The sequence below is a fragment of the Bacillus sp. TH30 genome (genome assembly GCF_016650875.1).
Classification (GTDB): Bacteria; Bacillota; Bacilli; order Bacillales; family Bacillaceae_G; genus Bacillus_A; species Bacillus_A mycoides.
The window spans coordinates 318,825-339,247 of record NZ_JAEKEY010000002.1 but is presented as its reverse complement, the minus strand read 5'-3'; the positions used below and the strand labels follow the sequence as shown (position 1 = coordinate 339,247).

General features: G+C 34.6%; 24 protein-coding genes and 3 pseudogenes. 21 read left to right on the top strand and 6 right to left on the bottom strand.

Features of this window, described 5'->3' with window-relative positions:
- The first annotated feature begins 446 nt into the window (after window positions 1-446).
- The 10 genes from JFU20_RS04000 to JFU20_RS03955 all read left to right on the top strand — a co-directional run bounded on the left by JFU20_RS04000 (window position 447) and on the right by JFU20_RS03955 (window position 9,965).
- On the top strand, window positions 447-1,757 hold the full coding sequence (locus JFU20_RS04000) for an aspartate aminotransferase family protein (RefSeq protein ID WP_033708325.1): 1,311 nt from the start codon (window positions 447-449) through the stop codon (window positions 1,755-1,757).
- Window positions 1,754-2,452: an acetate CoA-transferase subunit alpha gene (atoD, locus tag JFU20_RS03995; protein ID WP_002085805.1), complete on the top strand. Its 699-nt coding sequence runs from the start codon at window positions 1,754-1,756 to the stop codon at window positions 2,450-2,452. The genes JFU20_RS04000 and atoD overlap by 4 nt, the downstream gene beginning before the upstream one ends.
- Window positions 2,437-3,099: a CoA transferase subunit B gene (locus JFU20_RS03990; RefSeq protein ID WP_002165877.1), complete on the top strand. Its 663-nt coding sequence runs from the start codon at window positions 2,437-2,439 to the stop codon at window positions 3,097-3,099. The genes atoD and JFU20_RS03990 overlap by 16 nt, the downstream gene beginning before the upstream one ends.
- A gap of 15 nt (window positions 3,100-3,114) precedes the next feature.
- Window positions 3,115-4,383, top strand: a complete 1,269-nt coding sequence (locus JFU20_RS03985; RefSeq protein WP_002012655.1) for a peptidase — start codon at window positions 3,115-3,117, stop codon at window positions 4,381-4,383.
- Entirely contained in the window at window positions 4,380-5,279 is a 900-nt protein-coding gene (gene ablB / locus JFU20_RS03980; RefSeq protein WP_002085802.1) for a putative beta-lysine N-acetyltransferase, read from the top strand. The genes JFU20_RS03985 and ablB overlap by 4 nt, the downstream gene beginning before the upstream one ends.
- A 178-nt stretch (window positions 5,280-5,457) precedes the next feature.
- Window positions 5,458-6,843, top strand: a complete 1,386-nt coding sequence (gene rocR / locus JFU20_RS03975; protein ID WP_201038358.1) for an arginine utilization transcriptional regulator RocR — start codon at window positions 5,458-5,460, stop codon at window positions 6,841-6,843.
- A gap of 210 nt (window positions 6,844-7,053) precedes the next feature.
- The gene (kamA, locus tag JFU20_RS03970; protein WP_002012651.1) at window positions 7,054-8,472 is read left to right on the top strand and encodes a lysine 2,3-aminomutase; all 1,419 of its coding nucleotides are present in this window, start codon (window positions 7,054-7,056) and stop codon (window positions 8,470-8,472) included.
- A complete protein-coding gene (locus JFU20_RS03965) occupies window positions 8,469-8,741 on the top strand; it encodes a YokU family protein (protein ID WP_002085797.1) in 273 nt (90 codons plus the stop codon). Before kamA ends, JFU20_RS03965 begins: the two co-directional genes overlap by 4 nt.
- Window positions 8,742-8,813: 72 nt before the next feature.
- On the top strand, window positions 8,814-9,029 hold the full coding sequence (locus tag JFU20_RS03960) for a YozE family protein (RefSeq protein ID WP_002085796.1): 216 nt from the start codon (window positions 8,814-8,816) through the stop codon (window positions 9,027-9,029).
- A 273-nt stretch (window positions 9,030-9,302) separates the two neighbouring features.
- Window positions 9,303-9,965 carry a hypothetical protein gene (locus JFU20_RS03955; protein ID WP_002012647.1) on the top strand — a complete coding sequence of 221 codons (663 nt, stop codon included), beginning with the start codon at window positions 9,303-9,305 and terminating at the stop codon, window positions 9,963-9,965.
- A 4-nt stretch (window positions 9,966-9,969) separates the two neighbouring features.
- On the opposite strand, the gene JFU20_RS03950 is transcribed toward JFU20_RS03955, so the two are convergent.
- The gene (locus tag JFU20_RS03950) at window positions 9,970-10,137 is read right to left on the bottom strand and encodes a DUF3930 family protein (RefSeq protein WP_002012645.1); all 168 of its coding nucleotides are present in this window, start codon (window positions 10,135-10,137) and stop codon (window positions 9,970-9,972) included.
- A gap of 149 nt (window positions 10,138-10,286) precedes the next feature.
- Here JFU20_RS03950 and JFU20_RS03945 point away from each other — a divergent pair, with 149 nt between their 5' ends.
- The 5 genes and pseudogenes from JFU20_RS03945 (at window position 10,287) to JFU20_RS03925 (ending at window position 13,028) form a co-directional block, all read left to right on the top strand.
- Window positions 10,287-10,466 (top strand): YozD family protein, encoded by a 180-nt coding sequence (locus JFU20_RS03945; protein WP_002012644.1) that lies wholly within the window; start codon window positions 10,287-10,289, stop codon window positions 10,464-10,466.
- A gap of 110 nt (window positions 10,467-10,576) precedes the next feature.
- Window positions 10,577-10,759, top strand: coding sequence for a hypothetical protein (locus JFU20_RS03940; protein ID WP_002141661.1), 183 nt, complete (start codon window positions 10,577-10,579; stop codon window positions 10,757-10,759).
- Window positions 10,759-11,579: pseudogene (locus tag JFU20_RS03935) on the top strand (serine/threonine protein kinase). Before JFU20_RS03940 ends, JFU20_RS03935 begins: the two are co-directional and overlap by 1 nt.
- The gene (locus tag JFU20_RS03930) at window positions 11,561-12,316 is read left to right on the top strand and encodes a sporulation protein (RefSeq protein WP_201038357.1); all 756 of its coding nucleotides are present in this window, start codon (window positions 11,561-11,563) and stop codon (window positions 12,314-12,316) included. The pseudogene JFU20_RS03935 and the gene JFU20_RS03930 overlap by 19 nt, the downstream one beginning before the upstream one ends.
- A gap of 77 nt (window positions 12,317-12,393) precedes the next feature.
- Window positions 12,394-13,028, top strand: a pseudogene (locus JFU20_RS03925) (phosphatase PAP2 family protein).
- Here JFU20_RS03925 and JFU20_RS03920 read toward each other — a convergent pair.
- The 3 genes from JFU20_RS03920 to JFU20_RS30535 form a co-directional block, all read right to left on the bottom strand.
- Entirely contained in the window at window positions 13,018-13,899 is an 882-nt protein-coding gene (locus JFU20_RS03920) for a cation diffusion facilitator family transporter (RefSeq protein ID WP_002085782.1), read from the bottom strand. The pseudogene JFU20_RS03925 and the gene JFU20_RS03920 sit on opposite strands and share 11 nt — an antisense overlap.
- 422 nt (window positions 13,900-14,321) lie before the next feature.
- Entirely contained in the window at window positions 14,322-14,636 is a 315-nt protein-coding gene (locus JFU20_RS03915) for a thioredoxin family protein (protein ID WP_002012639.1), read from the bottom strand.
- A gap of 74 nt (window positions 14,637-14,710) precedes the next feature.
- A complete protein-coding gene (locus tag JFU20_RS30535) occupies window positions 14,711-15,067 on the bottom strand; it encodes a site-specific integrase (RefSeq protein ID WP_002165875.1) in 357 nt (118 codons plus the stop codon).
- 199 nt (window positions 15,068-15,266) lie between these two features.
- Between JFU20_RS30535 and JFU20_RS03905 the strand changes: the two genes are divergently transcribed.
- Window positions 15,267-15,422: a hypothetical protein gene (locus JFU20_RS03905; RefSeq protein ID WP_002012637.1), complete on the top strand. Its 156-nt coding sequence runs from the start codon at window positions 15,267-15,269 to the stop codon at window positions 15,420-15,422.
- Between the two features lie 6 nt (window positions 15,423-15,428).
- Here the strand turns inward: JFU20_RS03905 and JFU20_RS03900 are convergent, their stop codons facing one another.
- Window positions 15,429-16,037 (bottom strand): hypothetical protein, encoded by a 609-nt coding sequence (locus JFU20_RS03900; protein WP_002012636.1) that lies wholly within the window; start codon window positions 16,035-16,037, stop codon window positions 15,429-15,431.
- A gap of 76 nt (window positions 16,038-16,113) precedes the next feature.
- Here JFU20_RS03900 and JFU20_RS03895 point away from each other — a divergent pair, with 76 nt between their 5' ends.
- From JFU20_RS03895 to JFU20_RS03880, 4 genes and pseudogenes are all read left to right on the top strand, one after another.
- Window positions 16,114-16,335, top strand: coding sequence for a hypothetical protein (locus JFU20_RS03895; RefSeq protein WP_002141667.1), 222 nt, complete (start codon window positions 16,114-16,116; stop codon window positions 16,333-16,335).
- Between the two features lie 516 nt (window positions 16,336-16,851).
- A pseudogene (locus JFU20_RS03890) lies at window positions 16,852-17,037 on the top strand (hypothetical protein); the annotation flags it as partial.
- 820 nt (window positions 17,038-17,857) lie between these two features.
- Window positions 17,858-18,433: a C1q-like domain-containing protein gene (locus JFU20_RS03885; protein WP_002012631.1), complete on the top strand. Its 576-nt coding sequence runs from the start codon at window positions 17,858-17,860 to the stop codon at window positions 18,431-18,433.
- A gap of 137 nt (window positions 18,434-18,570) precedes the next feature.
- Complete coding sequence (locus tag JFU20_RS03880) at window positions 18,571-19,128, top strand: hypothetical protein (RefSeq protein WP_002012630.1); 558 nt, start codon at window positions 18,571-18,573, stop codon at window positions 19,126-19,128.
- Window positions 19,129-19,220: 92 nt separating this feature from the next.
- Here the strand turns inward: JFU20_RS03880 and JFU20_RS03875 are convergent, their stop codons facing one another.
- Window positions 19,221-19,433 carry a hypothetical protein gene (locus JFU20_RS03875; RefSeq protein WP_002012629.1) on the bottom strand — a complete coding sequence of 71 codons (213 nt, stop codon included), beginning with the start codon at window positions 19,431-19,433 and terminating at the stop codon, window positions 19,221-19,223.
- A 220-nt stretch (window positions 19,434-19,653) separates the two neighbouring features.
- On the opposite strand from JFU20_RS03875, the gene JFU20_RS03870 reads away from it, so the two are divergent.
- Entirely contained in the window at window positions 19,654-20,157 is a 504-nt protein-coding gene (locus JFU20_RS03870) for a MepB family protein (RefSeq protein WP_002012628.1), read from the top strand.
- The last annotated feature ends 266 nt before the right edge of the window (window positions 20,158-20,423 follow it).

Below are 20,423 nucleotides of genomic sequence, written 5' to 3'. Positions count from 1 at the left end.
GATTAATGTGGTTAATCGGTTCTTTTTTTATTGTTCTAAACAGGTGGTACTATTTGTTAAGAAATAGTTATGATAAATGAGGCGAAGTAAAATGTCGAATTTTGTTTGAAAATATGCAATATAAAGTAGGATAATAGGAAGGAGAATAACGGGAGTTCCGTCGAAGTTTACACAATGTCAGCAATTGAGGGAAGTTGATATTATATTAAAAAAATATTCAATTTGCTGTTATCTTAAATCAGGAAGGGGTATTTAAGCGTACAGGTAAGATTAGTCTTCATTTTAAGTTCTGAATTTTCTGTTTTTAAAATAATATTTAGCAGTCATTTGTATATTTTATAATAGTTTTTTGATAAATTCACTGCTTTTGCAGAGGATTCTTTTTTATGAAAGAAACGTCAATTTTCTTCATATACATATACAAATTGGAGAAATGGGGGAGCGCTATGCGCGATTACTTAATTAAACCACTTGTTGGTCAGCCGTATCCGATGATTTCACATGGAAAAGGTGTGTATTTGTATGATCAAAACGGAAATAAATATTTTGATGGTTCGTCTGGAGCGATTACGGCAGGTATTGGACATGGCGTAGCAGAGATAGCAGAAGTTATTAAAAAACAAGCAGAGGAGATCGCTTTCGTTTATAGATCACAGTTTACGAGTGAACCAGCTGAAAAATTAGCGAAGAAGTTAAGTGATTTATGTGTAGGAGATTTGAACTGGAGCTTTTTTGTGAATAGTGGTACGGAAGCAAATGAAACAGCTATGAAAATCGCAATTCAGCATTTTCAGGAGCGTGGCATTCAAGGGAAGCATAAAATTTTGTCACGATGGATGAGCTATCACGGGATTACAATGGGAGCTTTATCTATGTCTGGGCATCCACTGCGCAGACAACGTTTCGTTTCTATTTTGGAAGATTATCCGACTATTCCAGCTCCATACTGTTTTAGATGTCCTGTACAAAAGGTATATCCAACATGTCAACTTTCTTGTGCGACTGAACTAGAAAGAGCGATTGATCGAATTGGTGCAGAACATATTGCAGCTTTTATTGCTGAACCGATTATCGGAGCTGCTGGAGGAGCGGTTGTCCCGCCGAAAGAATACTATAAAGTAATTAAAGATATTTGTAGTCATTACGATATATTATTTATTGCGGATGAAGTAATGACTGGACTTGGTCGTACTGGTGCATGGTTTGCGATGGAGCACTGGGGTGTAGAACCGGATATTATGACCCTTGGTAAGGGGCTAGGAGCGGGTTATACACCAATGGCAGCAACAGTTGTAAGTGACCGTGTTATGGAGCCAATTTTACGTGGATCACGTTCTGTAATGAGCGGGCATACGCTTAGTGCAAATCCATTGTCTGCAGCAACGGCTTTAGCTGTTATTGAATATATGGAGAAACATAATTTACCTGAAAAAACAGCAGAAAAGGGAGAGTATTTATTAAAAGGTTTGCAGAAAGTTCAGCAACAATCGACAATCATTGCCGATGTGCGTGGAAAAGGATTGCTAATTGGAATAGAATTGCAACCGTTTACAAAAGCGTCGGAGCTTATTTCAGTTGCTGCTAAAAATGGACTGCTCTTATACCAAGCTGTTTCAGGGCAAGCAGGAAAAGAGGATAGTGCACTGCTTGTTGCACCACCAATGACAACTACATATTCCGAGTTAGATGAATTACTTTCAATTTTTGTAAAGAGCGTGGAAGAGATGATGCAAAAAGGAGGGCATAGTATCGCATGACAACTATTACAAATACATTCGGTAAATTAAAAGAAATAGAGGAAGTAATTTCTTTGTTCCATGATGATATGACATTAATGTTTGGGGGATTTGGAGGAATCGGATCCCCTCCATCTTTAATTCAAGCTGTTTTAGATAAAGGCATTACAAATTTAAATTTAATAGGAAATGATACTGGATTTCCTGATGTAGGAATCGGTCGTCTTGTTACGAATGAAAGGGTTAAATCTTTAGTTACTTCTCATATTGGGTCAAATCCAAATGCGGGAAGACAATTAAATGAAGGAAGATTGCAAATTGAATTCTCTCCGCAAGGAACACTCGCAGAGCGTATTCGCGCTGGTGGTGTAGGGCTTGGTGGTATTTTAGTTGACGTTGGTGTTGATACGATTGTAGAAGAAGGAAAGCGTACAGTTGAAATGAATGGAAAGACATATTTAGTTGAAACAGCTTTAACGGCTGAAGTCGCAATTGTATATGCGAAAAAAGCGGATCCGTTTGGCAATCTTGTATTTGATAAAAGTGCTCGTAATATGAATCCACACGTAGCTATGGCTGGTGACATAACGATTGTAGAAGCAGAAGAAATTGTTCCACTTGGAAGTTTAGATCCAGAAGAAATTGTCGTCCCAGGTGTATTTGTAAATTATATCGTGCCATCGGAAGGAGTGAATTGGAAATGGGTATGGGCGTAGAAGTAAGAGATAAGATTGCAAGACGTGCAGCGAAAGAAATTAAGAATGGTATGCTTGTAAATTTAGGTATTGGAATTCCATCGCTTGTACCGAATCATTTGCCAGAAGATATGAATGTTATGTTTCATGCGGAAAACGGTATTGTTGGTATGGGACCAACGCCAAGTAAAGGGAATGAAGATGAGAATTTATGTAACGCAGCTGGTTTACCAACATCTCTTATTACAGGAGCAAGTTATTTTGATAGCTGCATGGCGTTTGGCATGATTCGAAAAGGATTACTTGATGTTACGATACTTGGTTCGTTACAAGTAAGTGCAAATGGTGATTTAGCGAACTGGATTGTACCAGGAAAACGCGTTCCAGGTATTGGAGGAGCGATGGATTTAGCGCAAAAAGCGAAGCGGGTCGTTGTTGTGATGAATCATGTTGATAAATACGGAAATGCAAAGATTGTTTCGGAATGTACATTGCCATTAACTTCGAAAAAATGTGTAGATTTAATTATTACAGACATGGCTGTCATGGAAGTGACCCAAAGAGGACTTGTCTTACAAGAATTAATGAGTCCATATACTGTAGAAGATGTAAAACGACATACGACAGCTGATTTTCATATAAGCTCAAATTTACTAGTAATTGAATGAGGGGAGTTGTAATATATGGAGCAATTAAAAAAACAAGTTTGTGATTATATTGAGGGTCATGAAGAAGAGAGTGTAAAATTTTTAACACGATTAATTCAAGAAAAGAGCGTATCTGGTGATGAAAGTGGTGCGCAGGCAATTGTTATTGAAAAGTTGCGTGAGTTAGGTCTAGATCTTGATATTTGGGAGCCTGCTTTTAATGAAATGAAAGATCACCCTTATTTCGTATCACCTCGTACAAGTTTTACAGATAGCCCGAATATTGTAGCGACTTTAAAAGGAAGTGGCGAAGGGAAATCTATGATTTTAAACGGGCATATTGATGTCGTACCAGAAGGGGATGTAAATCAGTGGGACCATCATCCATATAGTGGAGAGAAAATAGGGAACCGCATATATGGACGTGGAACAACAGATATGAAAGGCGGCAATGTTTCACTTATGCTTGCGATGGAAGCGATTATTGAATCTGGTATTGAACTAAAAGGTGATATACATTTTCAAAGTGTAATAGAAGAAGAGAGCGGTGGGGCAGGAACATTAGCTGCTATTTTACGAGGATATAAGGCAGATGGCGTTATTATTCCTGAGCCGACGAATATGAAGTTTTTTCCGAAACAACAAGGATCAATGTGGTTTCGTCTACATATAAAGGGAAAAGCAGCACACGGTGGTACACGTTATGAAGGAGTAAGTGCAATTGAAAAAAGTATGTTTGTTGTAGAGCATTTGAGAAAATTAGAAGAGAAGAGAAATGGTCGAATTACAGATCCGTTATTTAAGGGGATTCCGATTCCAATTCCAATTAACGTTGGGAAAATTGAAGGGGGAAGCTGGCCAAGTTCTGTTCCCGATTCATTAATTTTAGAAGGAAGATGTGGTATTGCGCCGAATGAGACTATAGAGGCAGCAAAAGAAGAGTTTGAGGGCTGGATTGGTGAATTAAAAGATGTGGATAGTTGGTTTGTAAAAAATCCTGTAGAAGTAGAATGGTTTGGGGCTAGATGGGTTCCTGGTGAACTAGAAGAAAATCATCCACTTATTACAACGCTTCAACATAACTTTGTTGAAATCGAAGGGAACGAGCCGATTATAGAAGCTTCGCCATGGGGAACAGATGGAGGTTTGTTCACACAAATAGCTAACGTACCCACGATAGTATTTGGTCCAGGAGAGACGAAAGTAGCACACTATCCAAACGAATATATAGAAGTTGATAAAATGATTGCTGCCGCAAAAATAATTGCATGTACATTACTAGATTGGTGTGAGGTGAAAAAATGAAATACTATGAATCTTTTAGTGAACAGACAAAGCATTATACAGTAGAAGGGGTTTTAGATTATTTTAATAAACGTATTAGAGTTGATCACTATACAGGAAATGTTGAAAGCATCATACAAACAATCGATGAATTAGCAAAGAAACATTCTTTCACTAAATGTATTATTAAAGGAAAGGGAGAGCATGTTTCAACATGGCTCTCTTTCGGTTTCTTACTGGAAGCAACGATACCTCATTATTTTCAAGGGCACGATGCGCACTTCTTCGTGAAATATCATAATGATGAAAGACGAAATAGTATTCATTGGACTGAGGAAGATACTATTTTAAGTGGTGTAAAAGAAAAAGAAGTGAAAGAAAAAATAGTCCCAGAGGAATTTGTGTTAAGAAAAGCGACAGAAGAGGACGCGGAAGAATTAGCAATTGTCTTTGGAAAAGTATTTGAAGTTTATCCGACACCTTTAAATGATGGGAATTATGTAAAGCAGACGATGAAGGAAGACGATACAATTTACTATGTTTATGAATTCGAGGGGAAAATTATTAGTACAGCATCTGCTGAAATGAACGTGAAAGAAGGTAATGCAGAATTAACGAATTGTGCTACATTACCTGAATATCGAAAACATGGTTTCATGAAAAGTCTGTTAATTAAATTGGAGGAAGAGCTCCAAGAAAAATCTATTTTTTGTTCTTATACAATTGCTCGCTCGCTATCTTTCGGTATGAATGCAGCCTTTCATCAATTAGGCTATACATATACGGGAAGGCTTGCGAATAATTGCTACATTTTTGATAAGTTGGAAGATATGAATATATGGGTGAAAGATTTATCCAGCTATTCGAAAGCAGTAAGACTCCCGCCTCAAAATTCGGCTGTAAAGCAAAGAAGTTAGGTGGGAGTCGGGTTAATAATAAAGCCCCACTGATTAAAGTTTCACTTAACCATAAATAAGCAATAAAAATATATATACATTTCATCAAAATAATAGAACGGAATCGTCATGCTTATAATCGCACAGAGGGTGCCGGGAATTCGGCGTTGAATTTGCTGGATTTTCGGCAAAAGGGGGGATGACATTGCTAGCAGTTTCGACACAGGAAGTCATTGAAGCGATTTTGGGCAGTATAGATGAGGCCATACATGCAGTAGATGAAAATGGGATTACAATATTTTATAATACAGTTGCTGCAAAACATGATGGATCTAAAATTGAAAATGTGCTAGGAAAGCATTTATTAGAAGCATTCCCGTCATTATCCAGAGAAACAAGTACGTTGATGAAAGTATTAGATACAAAAAAACCAATCGTACACCAAGTTCAACATTACCAAAATTTAAATGGGGAAGACGTTTGTACGGTCAATACAACGTTACCTATTTTAATAGATGGAAATATTGCTGGTGCTGTAGAAATTGCGAAAGATTATTCTACTATTCAAAAGCTTACTGATACGATTGTAGATCTACAATCGAAAATAAAACGATCGACTAGCAAAAAAACGGTGAAAAAGCATGTTGCATTCGAGACAATTGTAACTGATGATTCCCGCTTTAAACAGACGAAAGAGTTAGCACAAAAAGTAGCGCCAACCGATGCGAATGTTTTAATATATGGTGAAACTGGAACGGGGAAAGAGCTATTTGTGCAAGCGATTCATGAAGCTTCTAAACGGAAAAATAAGCCGTTTATTGCACAAAACTGTGCAGCTTTGCCAGAGTCGCTATTAGAAAGTTTGCTGTTTGGCACGACAAAAGGTAGTTATACAGGGGCAATCGAACGAGCAGGATTATTTGAACTTGTAGATGGAGGGACATTATTTTTAGATGAACTGAATTCAATGCCGCTTGATTTACAAGCAAAAATGCTACGTGTATTAGAAGATGGAGTTATTCGTCGCATTGGTGATAATAAGACGAGAAAAGTAGATGTTCGCGTTATTACTGCAATGAATCAGCCTCCAGAAGTATGTTTAAGAGAAAATAAAATTCGCACTGATTTATACTATCGATTAAATGTGTTTTCATTATATATCCCGCCGCTTCGCGAAAGAACTGAGGATGTACTGTTATTAGCGTCTTACTTTTTGAAAGAATATAATAAAAGTTATAAAAAAGGTGTACTTCAAATTGATAAGGAAGCGAAAGAAAGATTACAAGCTTATCAATGGCCTGGAAATGTTCGTGAGTTAAAGCATACGATTGAACATGCTGTCATTATTACAGAAGGGAATTCGTTAACAGCAAATTGCTTGCCACGAACATTTCGGAAAGAGAAACTTCCGAAGAAGAAAAGTATATTACCGCTTAGGGAAGCTCTTTATCAAATGGAAAAGGAATTAATAGATCAAGCGTTAATTGAAACGGAAGGGAATATTTTGCAAGCAGCAAAAATGTTAGGTATTCCTCGTCAAACGCTTCAATATAAACTGAGCAAGTACGACAAAACCGCCGAATAATCGGCGGTTTTTGTGTGTTTGCACCAATAAAAGAGCGTTTACATATATAACAAGTAATGAATATGATAGTAAATATCGTTTTAGTACAGCACTTAAAAATATTTATTCTCTTATATAATAGGGTATTTCTCGCATTTACTTATCAAGAATATGAAGTTGGCATAATTATTGCTTATATAAAGGATGAGCGTATAAAAAGGGGGAATAGCAATGTTACATGATGTATACAAACCAAATCGTCACTGGAAGGATATTGAATTATGGAAAGATGTTACAGAAGAACAATGGAATGATTGGGTTTGGCAATTAACGAATACGATCAAAACTTTAGATGATTTAAAGAAAGTAATTAACTTAACACCTGACGAAGAAGAAGGCGTTAAAATTTCAACGAAAACGATCCCGTTAAACATTACACCGTACTATGCTTGGCTAATGAATCCTGATGACCCACGCTGTCCGATTCGGATGCAATCAGTACCGATTTCGGAAGAGTTATATAAAACAAAATATGATTTAGAAGATCCTCTTCATGAAGATGAAGATTCACCAGTTCCAGGATTAACTCATCGTTATCCAGACCGTGTACTATTTTTAGTAACGAATCAATGTTCTATGTATTGTCGTTACTGTACACGTCGTCGTTTTAGTGGACAAATTGGAATGGGCGTACCGAAAAAGCAATTAGATGATGCGATTGCTTATATTAGTGAAACACCACAAGTACGTGACGTTTTAATTTCTGGCGGTGATGGACTTCTAATTAATGATAAAATTTTAGAATATGTATTAAAGAATTTACGAGCAATCCCGCATGTTGAGATTATTCGTATCGGAACGAGAGCACCAGTTGTATTCCCACAGCGTATTACAGAAAACCTGTGTAACATAATTAAAAAATACCATCCAGTATGGCTAAATACGCATTTTAACACTTCTATTGAGATTACAGAAGAATCGAAACTAGCATGTGAAATGCTTGCAAATGCAGGTGTTCCAATTGGAAACCAAGCTGTAATTTTAGCTGGAATTAATGACAGCGTTCCAATTATGAAAAAACTTATGCATGATTTAGTGAAAATTCGTGTTCGTCCATATTACATTTATCAATGTGATTTATCAGAAGGTATCGGTCATTTCCGTGCACCAGTTTCGAAAGGTCTTGAAATTATTGAAGGCTTACGTGGACATACGTCTGGTTATGCAGTACCAACTTTCGTTGTCGATGCACCGGGTGGAGGCGGAAAAATTGCGCTTCAGCCAAACTATTTAATTTCACAAAGTGCGGATAAAGTTGTTCTTCGTAACTTTGAAGGGGTTATTACAACGTATCCAGAACCAGAAAACTATATTCCAGGAAGAGCAGAAGGCTACTTTAAAGAAATTTATCCGACTTATGAAGAGAAACGTTCTGATATCGGCGTTGCAGGATTGATGAGTGATAAGAAATTTAATCTTGTTCCAGATGATTTACAACGTATGAATCGCCGCAAAGATTATGAAGTCAATGAAACGCATGCTTCTTTAAAAGATAAACGTGATAAGCGTGATCAATTAAAAGATAAAAAATATCAAGCACAAATAGCAAAGTTAGATGATGACAAAAAAAATGAGGGTGACGTAGTATGAATTGTATGTGGTGTGACAGTACAGAAGCGAAAGAAAGCTTGAATACTGTATATTGGGAATTACCAGATGGTACGAAAGCCATTGAAATCCAAGAGACACCATGTATTACTTGTTCCTCATGTGGAATGGACTATCAAGCAGACCATACTGTAAAAGAAATTGAAGATCAGTTGTTTTTAATTTATACGAAAGATTTGCCAAAACAACTAACATACGAAGAGTTGATGGGAAGACCACGTTTATTAAAAAGGAATTATTTCGACTTTTAACCAGCTTTTATGCTGGTTTTTTTCTTTTTTGCCTTGTATAATGTACCCAAGTTAGAAAGGTAGGGAATATTTTTGAAAAAGACATTTTACCATTATATGATGAAGCACCGTGCAGCTTTATTTAAAAATGAAATATCAGATTTAGCAGAGGCGATGTATGATGATTTAAGTTTTCCGAAGCAATCTGAAGACTATGATGTAATTAGTTCATACTTAGAGTTAAGTGGAATGCTAGAAAGTATGTCTATATTTGATGATGCATGGGATTTATATATACAAGAGAGATAACGATATGAAGTTTTAGGAAAATGAAAGCATAATGAATACATTACTTTGAAAGAAGTGAAGTATTCATTATGCTTTTTTATTTACAATACGTCTTGTTGTTAGAACATAAATGAAAAGTGAAAGCTAGTTTAAATACTAGCTTTTTTAAGTTATATACAAATTCTACTTTTTTATTGAAAAAATTTATGAATATAAGCTTCTGTGATAAGCGTTTTTATGTAGGTTGCATATACTGTTATCAAAATCACGACGTTTAAAAAAGGAGAGATATTGATGGCAAGGAAAAAACAACCTAAATATAACGTAGGGGACATAGTCGTGATTACGCTATATGGAACCGTTGGGAAAGTTACAAATATGAAAGTTTTAGATGGAGTTTACGTATACGAAGTAAATAATCACGATGGATTTTATGTAGAACAAACTTTGCAGCATGTTACAGAGCAAGAAATGAAAAAGGGCGACACAGAGTGGATTGAATTAAATTATAACTTTACGTTTGGTGATCTCGTGCAAGTAACTGGATATGATAAAGATGTTTTTCGTATTGTTGGTTTTCGTACAGAAGTATGGAGATATAAAAATGATGCATGGGAAGATACTATATATGAATTGTCACGAATTACTGATGGTGAATGGTTAGAAGCTGATGAATCGGATTTAACATTACTTGCCAATGCACAAACGGCAAATGCAATTTTGAAGAAAATGAAACAAGATAAAGCGGGTATGAATAAATTAGATTTAGGAAAATTGAAGTCAATTAACAATTCGAAAAAAGTAAGTGTAAAGACGAATCGCCAAGAAATTATTGATGGGTTATTAGATATTTATAATGATTATCATTTATTATTCGATACATTTAAAGATGAAGAATATAAAATTGTTATGGATGTTGTTCAAAATTATTTAGTTAAATTGACAGAGAAAAAATAGTTAACTAGAAAGAGAGAATAAATTGAACAACAACATATGCAGTATAAGGTATGCCTACAATTATTAAAAAAATAAAAAGCCATTTAATAAGAGAGTCTGCCCATTGATCTTCATGCATGAACTCTTCTTTTGTTTGCTCTACTTCTTGATCTACTTCATATTGGTATTCCATTATTATTTCCCCCTTTGGATAGCTTGTACTAACATCGTATGCCCTTTGCCTACATGATATGACTTATAAAAAAGAAAAAACTATTTTTCTAATCTCATATACATAATTTTGAGATTTTTTCATAAAACAGAAATAAAGGAGTGATGCTCATGAAGGAAATTGAAGTCGTAATTGACACGGAAGAGATTGCGGAGTTTTTTTATGAGCGACTAATTGAAAGAGGGTACGTTCCAAAAAGAGAAGAAATTGAGGACCTGGCAGATATTACATTTGAGTATTTATTAGAGAAATGCATGATTGATGAAGTTTTTGATGAAGAGGAAGATTGAAAGTAACGGCGGGCTTAACTCGTCGTTTTTTACTCTTTACAAACTTGTCACAAATATAGACAAGAATTGTTGGTATAATTAAAAGAAAATTTTATACAAGAGGTGAAGGGATGTTCAAAAAAATTATTGATTCTTTATTAGGAAAGAAAAAACATCGTTCGTATTCAAGTAGTGATTATCGTCATAGAGGGCGCTCGTATTCAAGTAGCGATAATAAACGACGTTCATCCGGTTATGGGCATCAGCATTATAAAAGAAAACGTAAAAGCCGTAGCTTCTTTTCAAGTAGCTGATGAAATGGCGTCGTATACTAGCTTTATTTGATAGACCACTGCGAAAAAATACAATCGTTGCAGAGCGTTATAAGATTGAATCAGTAATTGGAATGGGCAGTTATGGGGTTACATATGTCGTTAATGATTTACAAATAAATAAATATAAAGTCTTAAAACAATTAAGGCAAAGTAAACAAAGATATGAGTCTGGTAGAAAATCATTTGAGCAAGAGAAAGTGATTTTACAAACATTAAATCATGCGTCAATTCCTAATCTACATGATCATTTCATATGGGAGAAAAAGAACTTTTTGTGATGGAGTATATGCCGGGGGAAAATTTCGAAGATCATATTTTCTTAGATGGGCAAGTATATGATGAACGTGAAGTTTTTGAAATTTTATATGAAGTACTAGGAATTGTTTCATATTTTCATAGTAAAGGTATCATTCACCGAGATTTACGTATTCCAAACATATTAATGAAAGAAAATCAGATTAGTATTATTGATTTTGGATTGGCTAAATTGAAAGGTGAGGGTGATGAGCGAGCTATAACTTATGAAGGTGAACAAGCTTTGATGCGAGAAGTTCACTTTCGTAGCGACTTTTATGCGCTCGGTCATTTCGTATTATTTTTATTGTATGCTGGTTATGAATCGACTGAAAAAAAGGAAAAACCTTGGTATGAAGAGTTAGTGCTGGAAGAATATAATCGCGACATGCTAATGCGAATGTTACAAATGAAAGCGCCATACTATGAAAATGTACAAGATTTGAAAAAAGATGTAGCTTACGCTTTAGAAAGGATGGAGACCCCATGTTTCAAAAGTTTTTAGCAAGCGTTGGAATTGGAAGTGCAAAAGTAGATACTGTTCTTGAAAGAGATGAGTATACAGTTGGAGAAGAGATAGTAGGGAAGGTTCATATAACTGGAGGTTCAGTTAGCCAAGAAATTGAAAGCATTTACTTAACGTTGTCGACGTCATATGTAAGAGAAGTGGATGATAAAAAAGTAACTGCATCGTATGATTTAGAGCGAGTTCGTTTAACAGATCCATTTTCTGTAGAGCCAAATGAAAAAGTGGAAATTCCATTTTCGTTTTTAATGCCAATTGAAGCACCACTAACACTTGGAATGAAAACGGTTTGGGTTCATACAGGTCTTGATATTAAACGTAGTATTGATCCAAGTGACCGTGATTATATTCAAGTATTGCCGAATGCGCTATTGAACAGTGTATTAAATAGTGTAAATCAATTAGGTTTTAAAGCGCGTCATGTAGAATGCGAAGAATTACCGTATCGATTACGTAAGCAAGTTCCATTCGCGCAAGAATTTGAGTTTATTCCAGTTTCCGGAGAGTATTATGGGAAATTAGATGAATTAGAATTATTAATTTTGCCAAGTGCCCACGACCGATTAGAAATCATTATGGAAGTAGATAGAAAATCACGTGGATTGGCTGGTTTATTCGCAGAAGCGCTTGATCTTGATGAGAAGGTTATTCGCTTTACAGTAACAAGCGAAGATATTCCAACGATGCAGCAAAAAATTAACAATAATATTTTTTAATAAACTATGCATAAAAAAGAAATGGAGAGGAAAACTAAAACAACCGCTCCATTTTTTTGCATAGTGAGGTTATGTATGTGAAACGATACCGACATTTATACTTGTTAAGTTGTACACTACTCATTTGTTTTGTCGCACTATCACTTTCGTATCATACCGCTTGTATTGAAAAATTTGATAATGTAGTCGCACACTTTATTCAAAGTTTCCGAAACGAGTATTTGACAACCTATTTTACTTGGGTGTCCTTTATCGGTTCAAAAAGAATATATTTCCCGTTACTCATTATACTTGTAATGTATTTTCTTCTTAGAAAAAAATATTAAGTGCATTACTTCTAACAATTAATTATTACGGATCACGTTATTTGAACAGTATGCTCAAACTATGGTATGAACGAGCACGACCTGATGTGACGCAGCTTGTTACAGCAACTGGATATAGCTTTCCGAGCGGTCATACGATGAATGCTACTGCTTTTTTAGGATTTATTGCATACGTCACAATTACAGAAGATCGTATTTCATTGCATAAAAAGTTGCTGATTATTTTTATAGCAAGCTTCGTTGTATTATCTATTTCAGTTAGCCGAATTTATCTTGGCGTGCACTATCCATCTGACATATTAGCCGGATGGGCAGCGGGCGGTAGCTGGCTCGTTTTATGTATTATATTTCATAAGGCGTTCATTAAAAAAGAACCTATGTCATAATAGGTTCTTTTTGCATGGGCTCCACATGAATATGAGCATGGTAAATTCCGAATTTTTTTCGAAGCATATCTTCAATATTGTCAGTAATACAATGGCTTTCGCTAACATCCATTCGAGCATCTACTTCAATTGTAATATCCACATACGTTTGGTTCCCATACATACGAGCACGAATATCTACAATATGTTCTACACCTGAAATATGCCCTATAGCATCAGCGTATTCATCCATTTTTTCAGGATCAATTCCATCCGTTAGCATATGAGAAGCTTCTACGAAAATTTCCCACGCGGTCTTACAAATAATAAGACCGACAAGTAAAGCAGCAATAGGGTCCAAAATAGGCATTTGGAACTGTGCTCCGACTATACCTACTACTGTACCAATACTTACAAGAGCATCTGATAAATTATCTTTTGCAGCAGCCTCTAATGATTTACTTTTTGTTCGCATTGCAATCTTTTTCGTATACTTGTATACACCGTACATAACGACAGCAGAAAATAAAGCCACCCATGCAGCAAGTACATTAGGTGCTGCTTGTTTCGGATTGAAAAACGACTGAATTGCACTAATAACAACTTCTAATCCGACCGTTGCCATAATAAAGGAAGCAACAAGTGATGCGATTTGTTCTGCACGCGAATGCCCATATGGATGATCTGGGTCACGAGGCTTACGAGAAATTTTCAGGCCAATTAATATTGCTAAAGAAGCACCAATATCCGTTAAGTTATTCAAACCGTCAGCACGTAATGCGCTAGAGAGGGTAATATAACTGATGATGATTTTCATAGAGGATAAAAATATGTAGGCTATAATGCTGACAATAGCACCTTTATCAGCTTCTTTATGAGAAAGAGAATCCATTTTAATCACTCGCCTTTCTACAAGGAATTTCTTTCTATACATAGAGTATCAAACGAAACTCGTGTGGGTCTATACAAACATTGTTGACGTTTTATAGCTTTTTAAGAAGGGGATAACAAAGTTTCGTTAAGGAAAAATATGTTGAAAAGTACAAAGTAGAAATTTATTAAACAATTAATGATGATTATGGCAAATGGAAAGAGGGCGAGAATAATGATTCTCAAAATTTTTTTCATATATATTTTTCGCAAAATGATTCTTTGTAATTCCTCGTGTGAGTAATATATAAGAAATGATAACAAAATTCTTCAATAAGAAGAGGAGAAAGCATTATAATATTCACTTTCCAGAAAGAGACAAAGGCAAAGAACAATTTGAAAACGAAAAAAACCTCTGATGATTTTTCAGAGGTTTTTCGTTTCTTAGTATGCTTCTAAAAACTCAGTAACTTGCTCTTCCGTTTTTGCATTTGCACTATGTAAGTGACCTAACTTTTCGCCATTTTGATATACAAGTAGGCTTGGAATACCCATTACTTGATACTCTTCAGCAATACTTGGGAACTCATCTTTATTAATAGAATACCATTCAAATTTATTGAACTCTTCCATTACATCTCCGATAAAGTTGTCCATACGCACGCAATCTGGGCACCATGTAGTAAAGAACTTAACAACTACTGGCTCCTCGCTTGCGATGATGTCTTTGAATTCTTGTTCAGCTTTGATTTCTTTCATGTTTTTGTTGCTCCTTTTTCACTTATAATATTTTGGGTTATTTAGGCGGTGTTTTTGCCTAGAAACGAAAACTTCTAACAAAAGTTTTTCTTTCCGAATAATTCGTTTGCAAATTGATCCACCGCAGTTTCCTGAAGTCCTGGTACAATATGTGAGTAGATTTCCAATGTGATGCCTACTCTTTTATGTTCTAATCGTTCACTTACAATCTTCGGATGTATACCTTGCTTTAACATAATCCTCAGATCATGGAACCGAATATCGGGAACCTCACTTTTCTTTATAAGCTTTTTCCAGAGCTGTGTCAAACTTCTGAAACGGCAGACCAAATCGTAGTCATTATAGCTTTCATCATATCGCTCTTTTTCCTCAGAGATTTTTTGCAGATGGTCATTTAGTGCCATTAAAGTAATGTCAGGTAAAATCAGCAATCTCTTTCCATTGTAGACCTAAGATTTCACCTTTACGCATTCCACATGTAATAGCAAGAAGATAAGCGATATAATAACGGTTTTCTTTTGCATGTTCTAAAAAACGAAGATCTTCTTCATCGGTTAAAAAACCAGGGGGTTAACGCTGATTTAGTGGAGAGAGCTCATTATATCACTCTTTCGGAGGAGGTGAGTTAGGATGCGGAAATGGTTAAAGAAACTATTTTCGAAAAAACGCCCACCCTGCGTTGTTCGTGAGGAACAAGAAGGTGAGCTTCAATTAAACGAAACTGATAGGATCTGTGAAAATTGTGCCCAAATTATGCATGGAAAAGGTATTGAAAGAGATGAATAGTACTCTTTACATCTTATTCCATATATAACAAAGCTGGTTAGCTTCTGATTCAAGCGCTATTAAATGATCATTATTAATAGAGTTATTCGTATACATTCTGTTCTTTTGGATGTTAAGAACCGTATAATTCACATCGTTATGTTCATTTGAAAATGTCGATTCGTTTAATAATGTCAGCGTTGAGTTGATGTTGTATTTATCAATTCGCTCTTTTTTTCCTTTGAAAAACAGTTTGATAAGATGCGGCTCATCATTAATGAGCAAACCGAGTTCAGGTGATGAGCGGACGATTAAATCATCTGATATCCAATGTGATTTACCTGGATCGAACCAAGAGACGTCTTTGTTTTTAATAAATTTTTTGTACTGTTTTATGACATCAATGTAGTTTTGCTTTTTCTTCTGATCAACCGTTTGCACTAATGTTTCGAAACATTCAAAAGGTAGTTCGTTTTGATGAAATTTAATAACAGTGTCTCGTAATTGTTTCCAGTAATCAAAAGCTGGTTGGTATTCCGGTTGAGATTTTAGATTTTTTACAAAGTTTGTTTTAGCTGCACTACTTTTCAGTGTGAAGTCTAAAAATTGTGTAAGTCCTACTTTAATTTCTGCCATATTACACCCCCTTTTCAAACATTACTAATTCGATAATGGAAAGGAAAATCCTGCATTTTTTAAGGAGGTGAGCTAGATGCTAGAAAACACGATATCCATGCACAATGGCTACGGCAAAGCTGATCCGCAAGAACAAGAGGGAATTATTACAACTTCTATCGATATCGAAAAGTTACAAGATGTCATAAGTCGAGCGGTAGTGATTTTGCAGGAGTGTCCAGAAGATGCTGAACTTGATGATTTAAATGGGAGCATTAATGAAGCGTTGGAATTGTTACAAAAGTATTTGGGGCAATAAAAAAGGACGAGCAGTCGTACCTGCTGTCCTTTATAGGAGGAAAATTATTCTGGACTAGAACTACGAATAACCAGAAAACGCGCTTTTAACCAGTGTTGTCAAAGATGTAATAATCTATGCAACATAAAAGCTTAGTCGGAATTCAAAACACCAAAATGGCTTGCGTTGGTAAACAGGCTCAAAAGTAGTATATGCAAAATGAAAAATTCCATACAAAAAGCAGACAACAATTTTGGTTGTCTGCCTGTGAGTTGAATGAGTTAGCTAATTGTGATAAATTGCTTTCCCATTACAAGAAGAGTGAAGCTGCTAGTTCAAACAGCTTGTAGGTAGTGTTTTCGATATCTAAAAAAATATACAGAGAAAGCAGATAGGTGAAGAACCTGCCTGCTTACTACTGTAACAAAAGAAAGAAGTACTAGCCGTGGATACGACGACTTGAAAATAGTATGTATTTTTATTTAAAAAATATTCAAGAGGTGAAGAAACATGGAGTGTTTGATAAATGGTGTCTATGAAATAGATAATGATTTTTTTGGTCCAATAAACTTTGCTAATGTTGTAGCTGTTTCATCCATAATTCAATTGAGTGCAGGGGATTTAGTCGAGATTTTTGCACAAAGTAGCGTAGCTGGAGTTATTAGTAATGTAGAAGATAGTACGCATTTTGAAGCTGCAAGATTCCCGTCTCCAAAAGTATAAGTGGTATGAAACCTTGTAAGTAATTTAATATCAGGACATTCCAAAATTTATACTCATCCTGTACAAGAACGGATAATTTATTTGTAGTGCATGAAGTATTTTAACGGTGTACAAGCTGTTTTGAAAGTGCTGGATAAATGAACTATGTACTGTTAAATAGTGTCTGATGATTGTAAACGAAACAGTCGAAGAAGAGTAGCGGTGTATGCAAAAAGAAATGCATGATGTTTAGGTAAAGAAAGCTTACTAGTTAGGGGATCTTACCGATTTAGTTTATGAAAAAAGGCCCTGTTGTCTCCAACAGGGCCTTTCCTAAAATGGCAAAGAGTAACTCTTACCTTACTCCTTGTCCATAGAATACACAAAAATTATACGTTTGTACAGGTCAATAATTTACAATAATAATATTTGAATATAATGCTTATAGGTAATTCTAAAGGATGAAAAAGTATTTGTTATAGAGTAAGTGTTGATTTTAAAGTGTTTTAAAGAGAATGTTTACAACTCAACGATAATAAAGGAATATTGAAATAATAAAATATGAAATATTGCATATCTCACTTAACAATATAATCTATTCAATAATAATAAAATCGTACAGAGGAGTTTTTTCTGAAAATCCGAGTTGATGAAACTAGATAATTTGTATTACTGATTTAACCAGAATATTACATGAGTACTTTGTTTTTTAAAGTTATACTTTCTCTTGGCTCTGCCTTATGGTGGAGCATTTTTATTTTTGTAATCGCAATAACCTGTCCAAACTTTCCAAGTCTAGCATACATATTATGCAGTAGTAGATTAGAAAGGAGCACTATATATGTCTTGTTATTATTACTGTAAGAATTGTGAGAGTTACCAAAAGAAAAATCATGATTGCTGTAAAAAAAGAAGTGATTATTATAATAAGTGCGGTAAAAGATGTGATGACTGTTCTTGCGATCATAAGGAGAATAACCTTGTAAGAGCATCTGCTTTTAGAGCTGTAAATACAGTTAATCAAAACCTTCCAGCTAATACTTTTGTTAAAGTATTATTTCAAAATGAACAATTTGATTTAGCGAACGAATATAACCCAGCAACATCAGATTTTACTCCGAAGACTAGAGGAGTTTATTCCGTAATTGGGACGATTGGTTTCTTTCCGAACGATACAAATTTAAATTATAGAGCGCGTGTAGAAGTTCGAGTGAATGGAAATGCGGCAATTGCTATAGATAACGACTTTTTTGGTCCAATAAATTTCGGTAATGTCGTAAGTGTTTCAACAATACTTCAATTACATGCAGGTGATATTGTCGAGATTTTTGCACAAAGTAGTATAGATGGGGTTATTAGTAGTACAGAAGACGGTTCTCATTTTGAGGCTGCAAGATTCCCATCTCCAATTGTATAAATATTAAAAAGGAAAAAATTTTATTAACTCTGCTTTTCGGTGGAGTTTTTTAATTTCATAATAGCAATAGCTCGTCCAAACTTTTTAAATTTATTTTGCATAGTATACAACAATAGATTTAGAAAGGGGATATAAATATGTCTTATTATTATTGTAAGCATTGCAATGGCTATAAAAAGACAAAGCATACTTGTTGTAAGAAGAGTACAGATTATTACGATAAGTGTTGTGATAATGAGAAAGATAAACTTGTAAGGGCATCTGCTTTTAGAGCGGTTAGTACAGTAGATCAAAATGTCACTGCAAATACTTTTGTTAAAGTATTATTCCAAAATGAACAGTTTGATTTAGCGAAGGAATATAATCCAGTAACATCAGATTTTATTCCGAAGACTAGAGGGGTTTATTCTATTATTGGTACAATCAGCTTTGCACCTAATGATAGTAATACGAATTATAGAGCGCGTGTAGAAATTCGGGTAAATGATAATCTAGCTATAGCGATAGATAATGACTTTTTTGGTCCACCCAATTTTGCAAATGTCGTAGCTGTTTCAACAATACTTCAATTACATGCAGGAGATGTAGTTGAAATTTTTGCTGAGAGTGATGTAGATGGACTGATTATACAAAATGATCCAGGATTTATTAGTACGCATTTTGAAGCTGCAAGATTCCCATCTCCAATAAAATAAAAGACATGTTTGTGATTTATGGACTATTTTTTTGAAAAAGGCTCTACCTTATGGTAGGGCCTTTTAGTTAAAGGTGTTAAATTGGTAATATATTAAAATAAGTTCATAAACACTTGATAAGCAACACCTAGAGTTAATACGATAGCTAACAGTTTTGCTACCCATCTCGGTGCATTTAAATTTAGTAAAAGGGAATGACATATACTAAATGTAATGCCGAGTGTTAAAAGAATTGCGATAAGATATAAAATTAATAGGAATAAAGGTTGCTCTATGGAGCCGAAGTCAATTTTGGATGGATTCATGTAATATGTACCTCGTTTTTTATTAATATATTAATGAAATAATGAAGAATACAAGGAATTGGAAGAGTAATGTAATAAATACTATAAAAGTAAATTTGAAGTTATGGATGGAGTAGATAAAATAATCTTTGAAAGACTATTCAAAGCCAACATTTGTTTAAGTTTAATATACAAGAACGAACGTTCTTGGTATACTGGAAAATAAAAAAGGTGCGTTTACATGACAAATTTTAGTAATATAATTGAAAAACTAGATGAAATGATTTACAAACCTAATAATCTATTAATTACTAAACGAAAAGAAGAAAAGCAAAATTCAGAATATGCAGGAGGGGTATTCCAGCTAAATAATAGAAGCATCCGATTTAGGGTATCAAAAATTACGCCTAATAAGATTGGACAATTTGTTTCTTTTTGGGAGAAGAATGCCTCCATGAGCAATCAGGCATTTTCTTATGATTCAGCTCCTAACCTTTTAGTTATCACTTGTATAGCGGATAATAAACTAGGACAATTTATTTTTCCAAAAGAGATTCTTCTAAAAGAAAAAATATTAAAAACTCAAAATCAAAAAGGGAAAATGGCTATGAGGGTTTACCCTATTTGGGATAAACCTATTAGTAATCAAGCTAAGAAGAGTCAATTGTGGCAACTTCATTATTTTGTCGATTTAAGTGATACTGAAAATGTAGCTACAGATAAATTATTAAACTTATATTCATAGCACATAATAAGAAAAAATTGAAATATTCAATGTTCGTTCAGATGATATTTGGAAATATTAACAGGGTAAGCCGTTAAGTAAAGAATAAAAAAGGAGCATACAAATAAAGTATGCTCAAAAAAGATAGGTTTTATGAGTGGAGAATCTCCATACGATAATATATGCGCATTTCATTAATATGTGTAAAATATCAACAAAATATCAACAGAATATCAATTAATGAGTTATTTTAGTTTTTTAATGAAGTCATGTTTTGTGAAATGAAA

What these genes read in the sequence shown, in the direction of transcription:
- JFU20_RS04000 (WP_033708325.1), top strand. Translation starts at nt 447, where the DNA reads ATGCGCGATTACTTAATTAAACCACTTGTTGGTCAGCCGTATCCGATG.
- atoD (WP_002085805.1), top strand. Translation starts at nt 1,754, where the DNA reads ATGACAACTATTACAAATACATTCGGTAAATTAAAAGAAATAGAGGAA.
- JFU20_RS03990 (WP_002165877.1), top strand. Translation starts at nt 2,437, where the DNA reads ATGGGTATGGGCGTAGAAGTAAGAGATAAGATTGCAAGACGTGCAGCG.
- JFU20_RS03985 (WP_002012655.1), top strand. Translation starts at nt 3,115, where the DNA reads ATGGAGCAATTAAAAAAACAAGTTTGTGATTATATTGAGGGTCATGAA.
- ablB (WP_002085802.1), top strand. Translation starts at nt 4,380, where the DNA reads ATGAAATACTATGAATCTTTTAGTGAACAGACAAAGCATTATACAGTA.
- rocR (WP_201038358.1), top strand. Translation starts at nt 5,458, where the DNA reads ATGACATTGCTAGCAGTTTCGACACAGGAAGTCATTGAAGCGATTTTG.
- kamA (WP_002012651.1), top strand. Translation starts at nt 7,054, where the DNA reads ATGTTACATGATGTATACAAACCAAATCGTCACTGGAAGGATATTGAA.
- JFU20_RS03965 (WP_002085797.1), top strand. Translation starts at nt 8,469, where the DNA reads ATGAATTGTATGTGGTGTGACAGTACAGAAGCGAAAGAAAGCTTGAAT.
- JFU20_RS03955 (WP_002012647.1), top strand. Translation starts at nt 9,303, where the DNA reads ATGGCAAGGAAAAAACAACCTAAATATAACGTAGGGGACATAGTCGTG.
- JFU20_RS03950 (WP_002012645.1), bottom strand. Translation starts at nt 10,137, where the DNA reads ATGGAATACCAATATGAAGTAGATCAAGAAGTAGAGCAAACAAAAGAA.
- JFU20_RS03945 (WP_002012644.1), top strand. Translation starts at nt 10,287, where the DNA reads ATGAAGGAAATTGAAGTCGTAATTGACACGGAAGAGATTGCGGAGTTT.
- JFU20_RS03940 (WP_002141661.1), top strand. Translation starts at nt 10,577, where the DNA reads ATGTTCAAAAAAATTATTGATTCTTTATTAGGAAAGAAAAAACATCGT.
- JFU20_RS03930 (WP_201038357.1), top strand. Translation starts at nt 11,561, where the DNA reads ATGTTTCAAAAGTTTTTAGCAAGCGTTGGAATTGGAAGTGCAAAAGTA.
- JFU20_RS03920 (WP_002085782.1), bottom strand. Translation starts at nt 13,899, where the DNA reads ATGGATTCTCTTTCTCATAAAGAAGCTGATAAAGGTGCTATTGTCAGC.
- JFU20_RS03915 (WP_002012639.1), bottom strand. Translation starts at nt 14,636, where the DNA reads ATGAAAGAAATCAAAGCTGAACAAGAATTCAAAGACATCATCGCAAGC.
- JFU20_RS03905 (WP_002012637.1), top strand. Translation starts at nt 15,267, where the DNA reads ATGCGGAAATGGTTAAAGAAACTATTTTCGAAAAAACGCCCACCCTGC.
- JFU20_RS03900 (WP_002012636.1), bottom strand. Translation starts at nt 16,037, where the DNA reads ATGGCAGAAATTAAAGTAGGACTTACACAATTTTTAGACTTCACACTG.
- JFU20_RS03895 (WP_002141667.1), top strand. Translation starts at nt 16,114, where the DNA reads ATGCTAGAAAACACGATATCCATGCACAATGGCTACGGCAAAGCTGAT.
- JFU20_RS03885 (WP_002012631.1), top strand. Translation starts at nt 17,858, where the DNA reads ATGTCTTGTTATTATTACTGTAAGAATTGTGAGAGTTACCAAAAGAAA.
- JFU20_RS03880 (WP_002012630.1), top strand. Translation starts at nt 18,571, where the DNA reads ATGTCTTATTATTATTGTAAGCATTGCAATGGCTATAAAAAGACAAAG.
- JFU20_RS03875 (WP_002012629.1), bottom strand. Translation starts at nt 19,433, where the DNA reads ATGAATCCATCCAAAATTGACTTCGGCTCCATAGAGCAACCTTTATTC.
- JFU20_RS03870 (WP_002012628.1), top strand. Translation starts at nt 19,654, where the DNA reads ATGACAAATTTTAGTAATATAATTGAAAAACTAGATGAAATGATTTAC.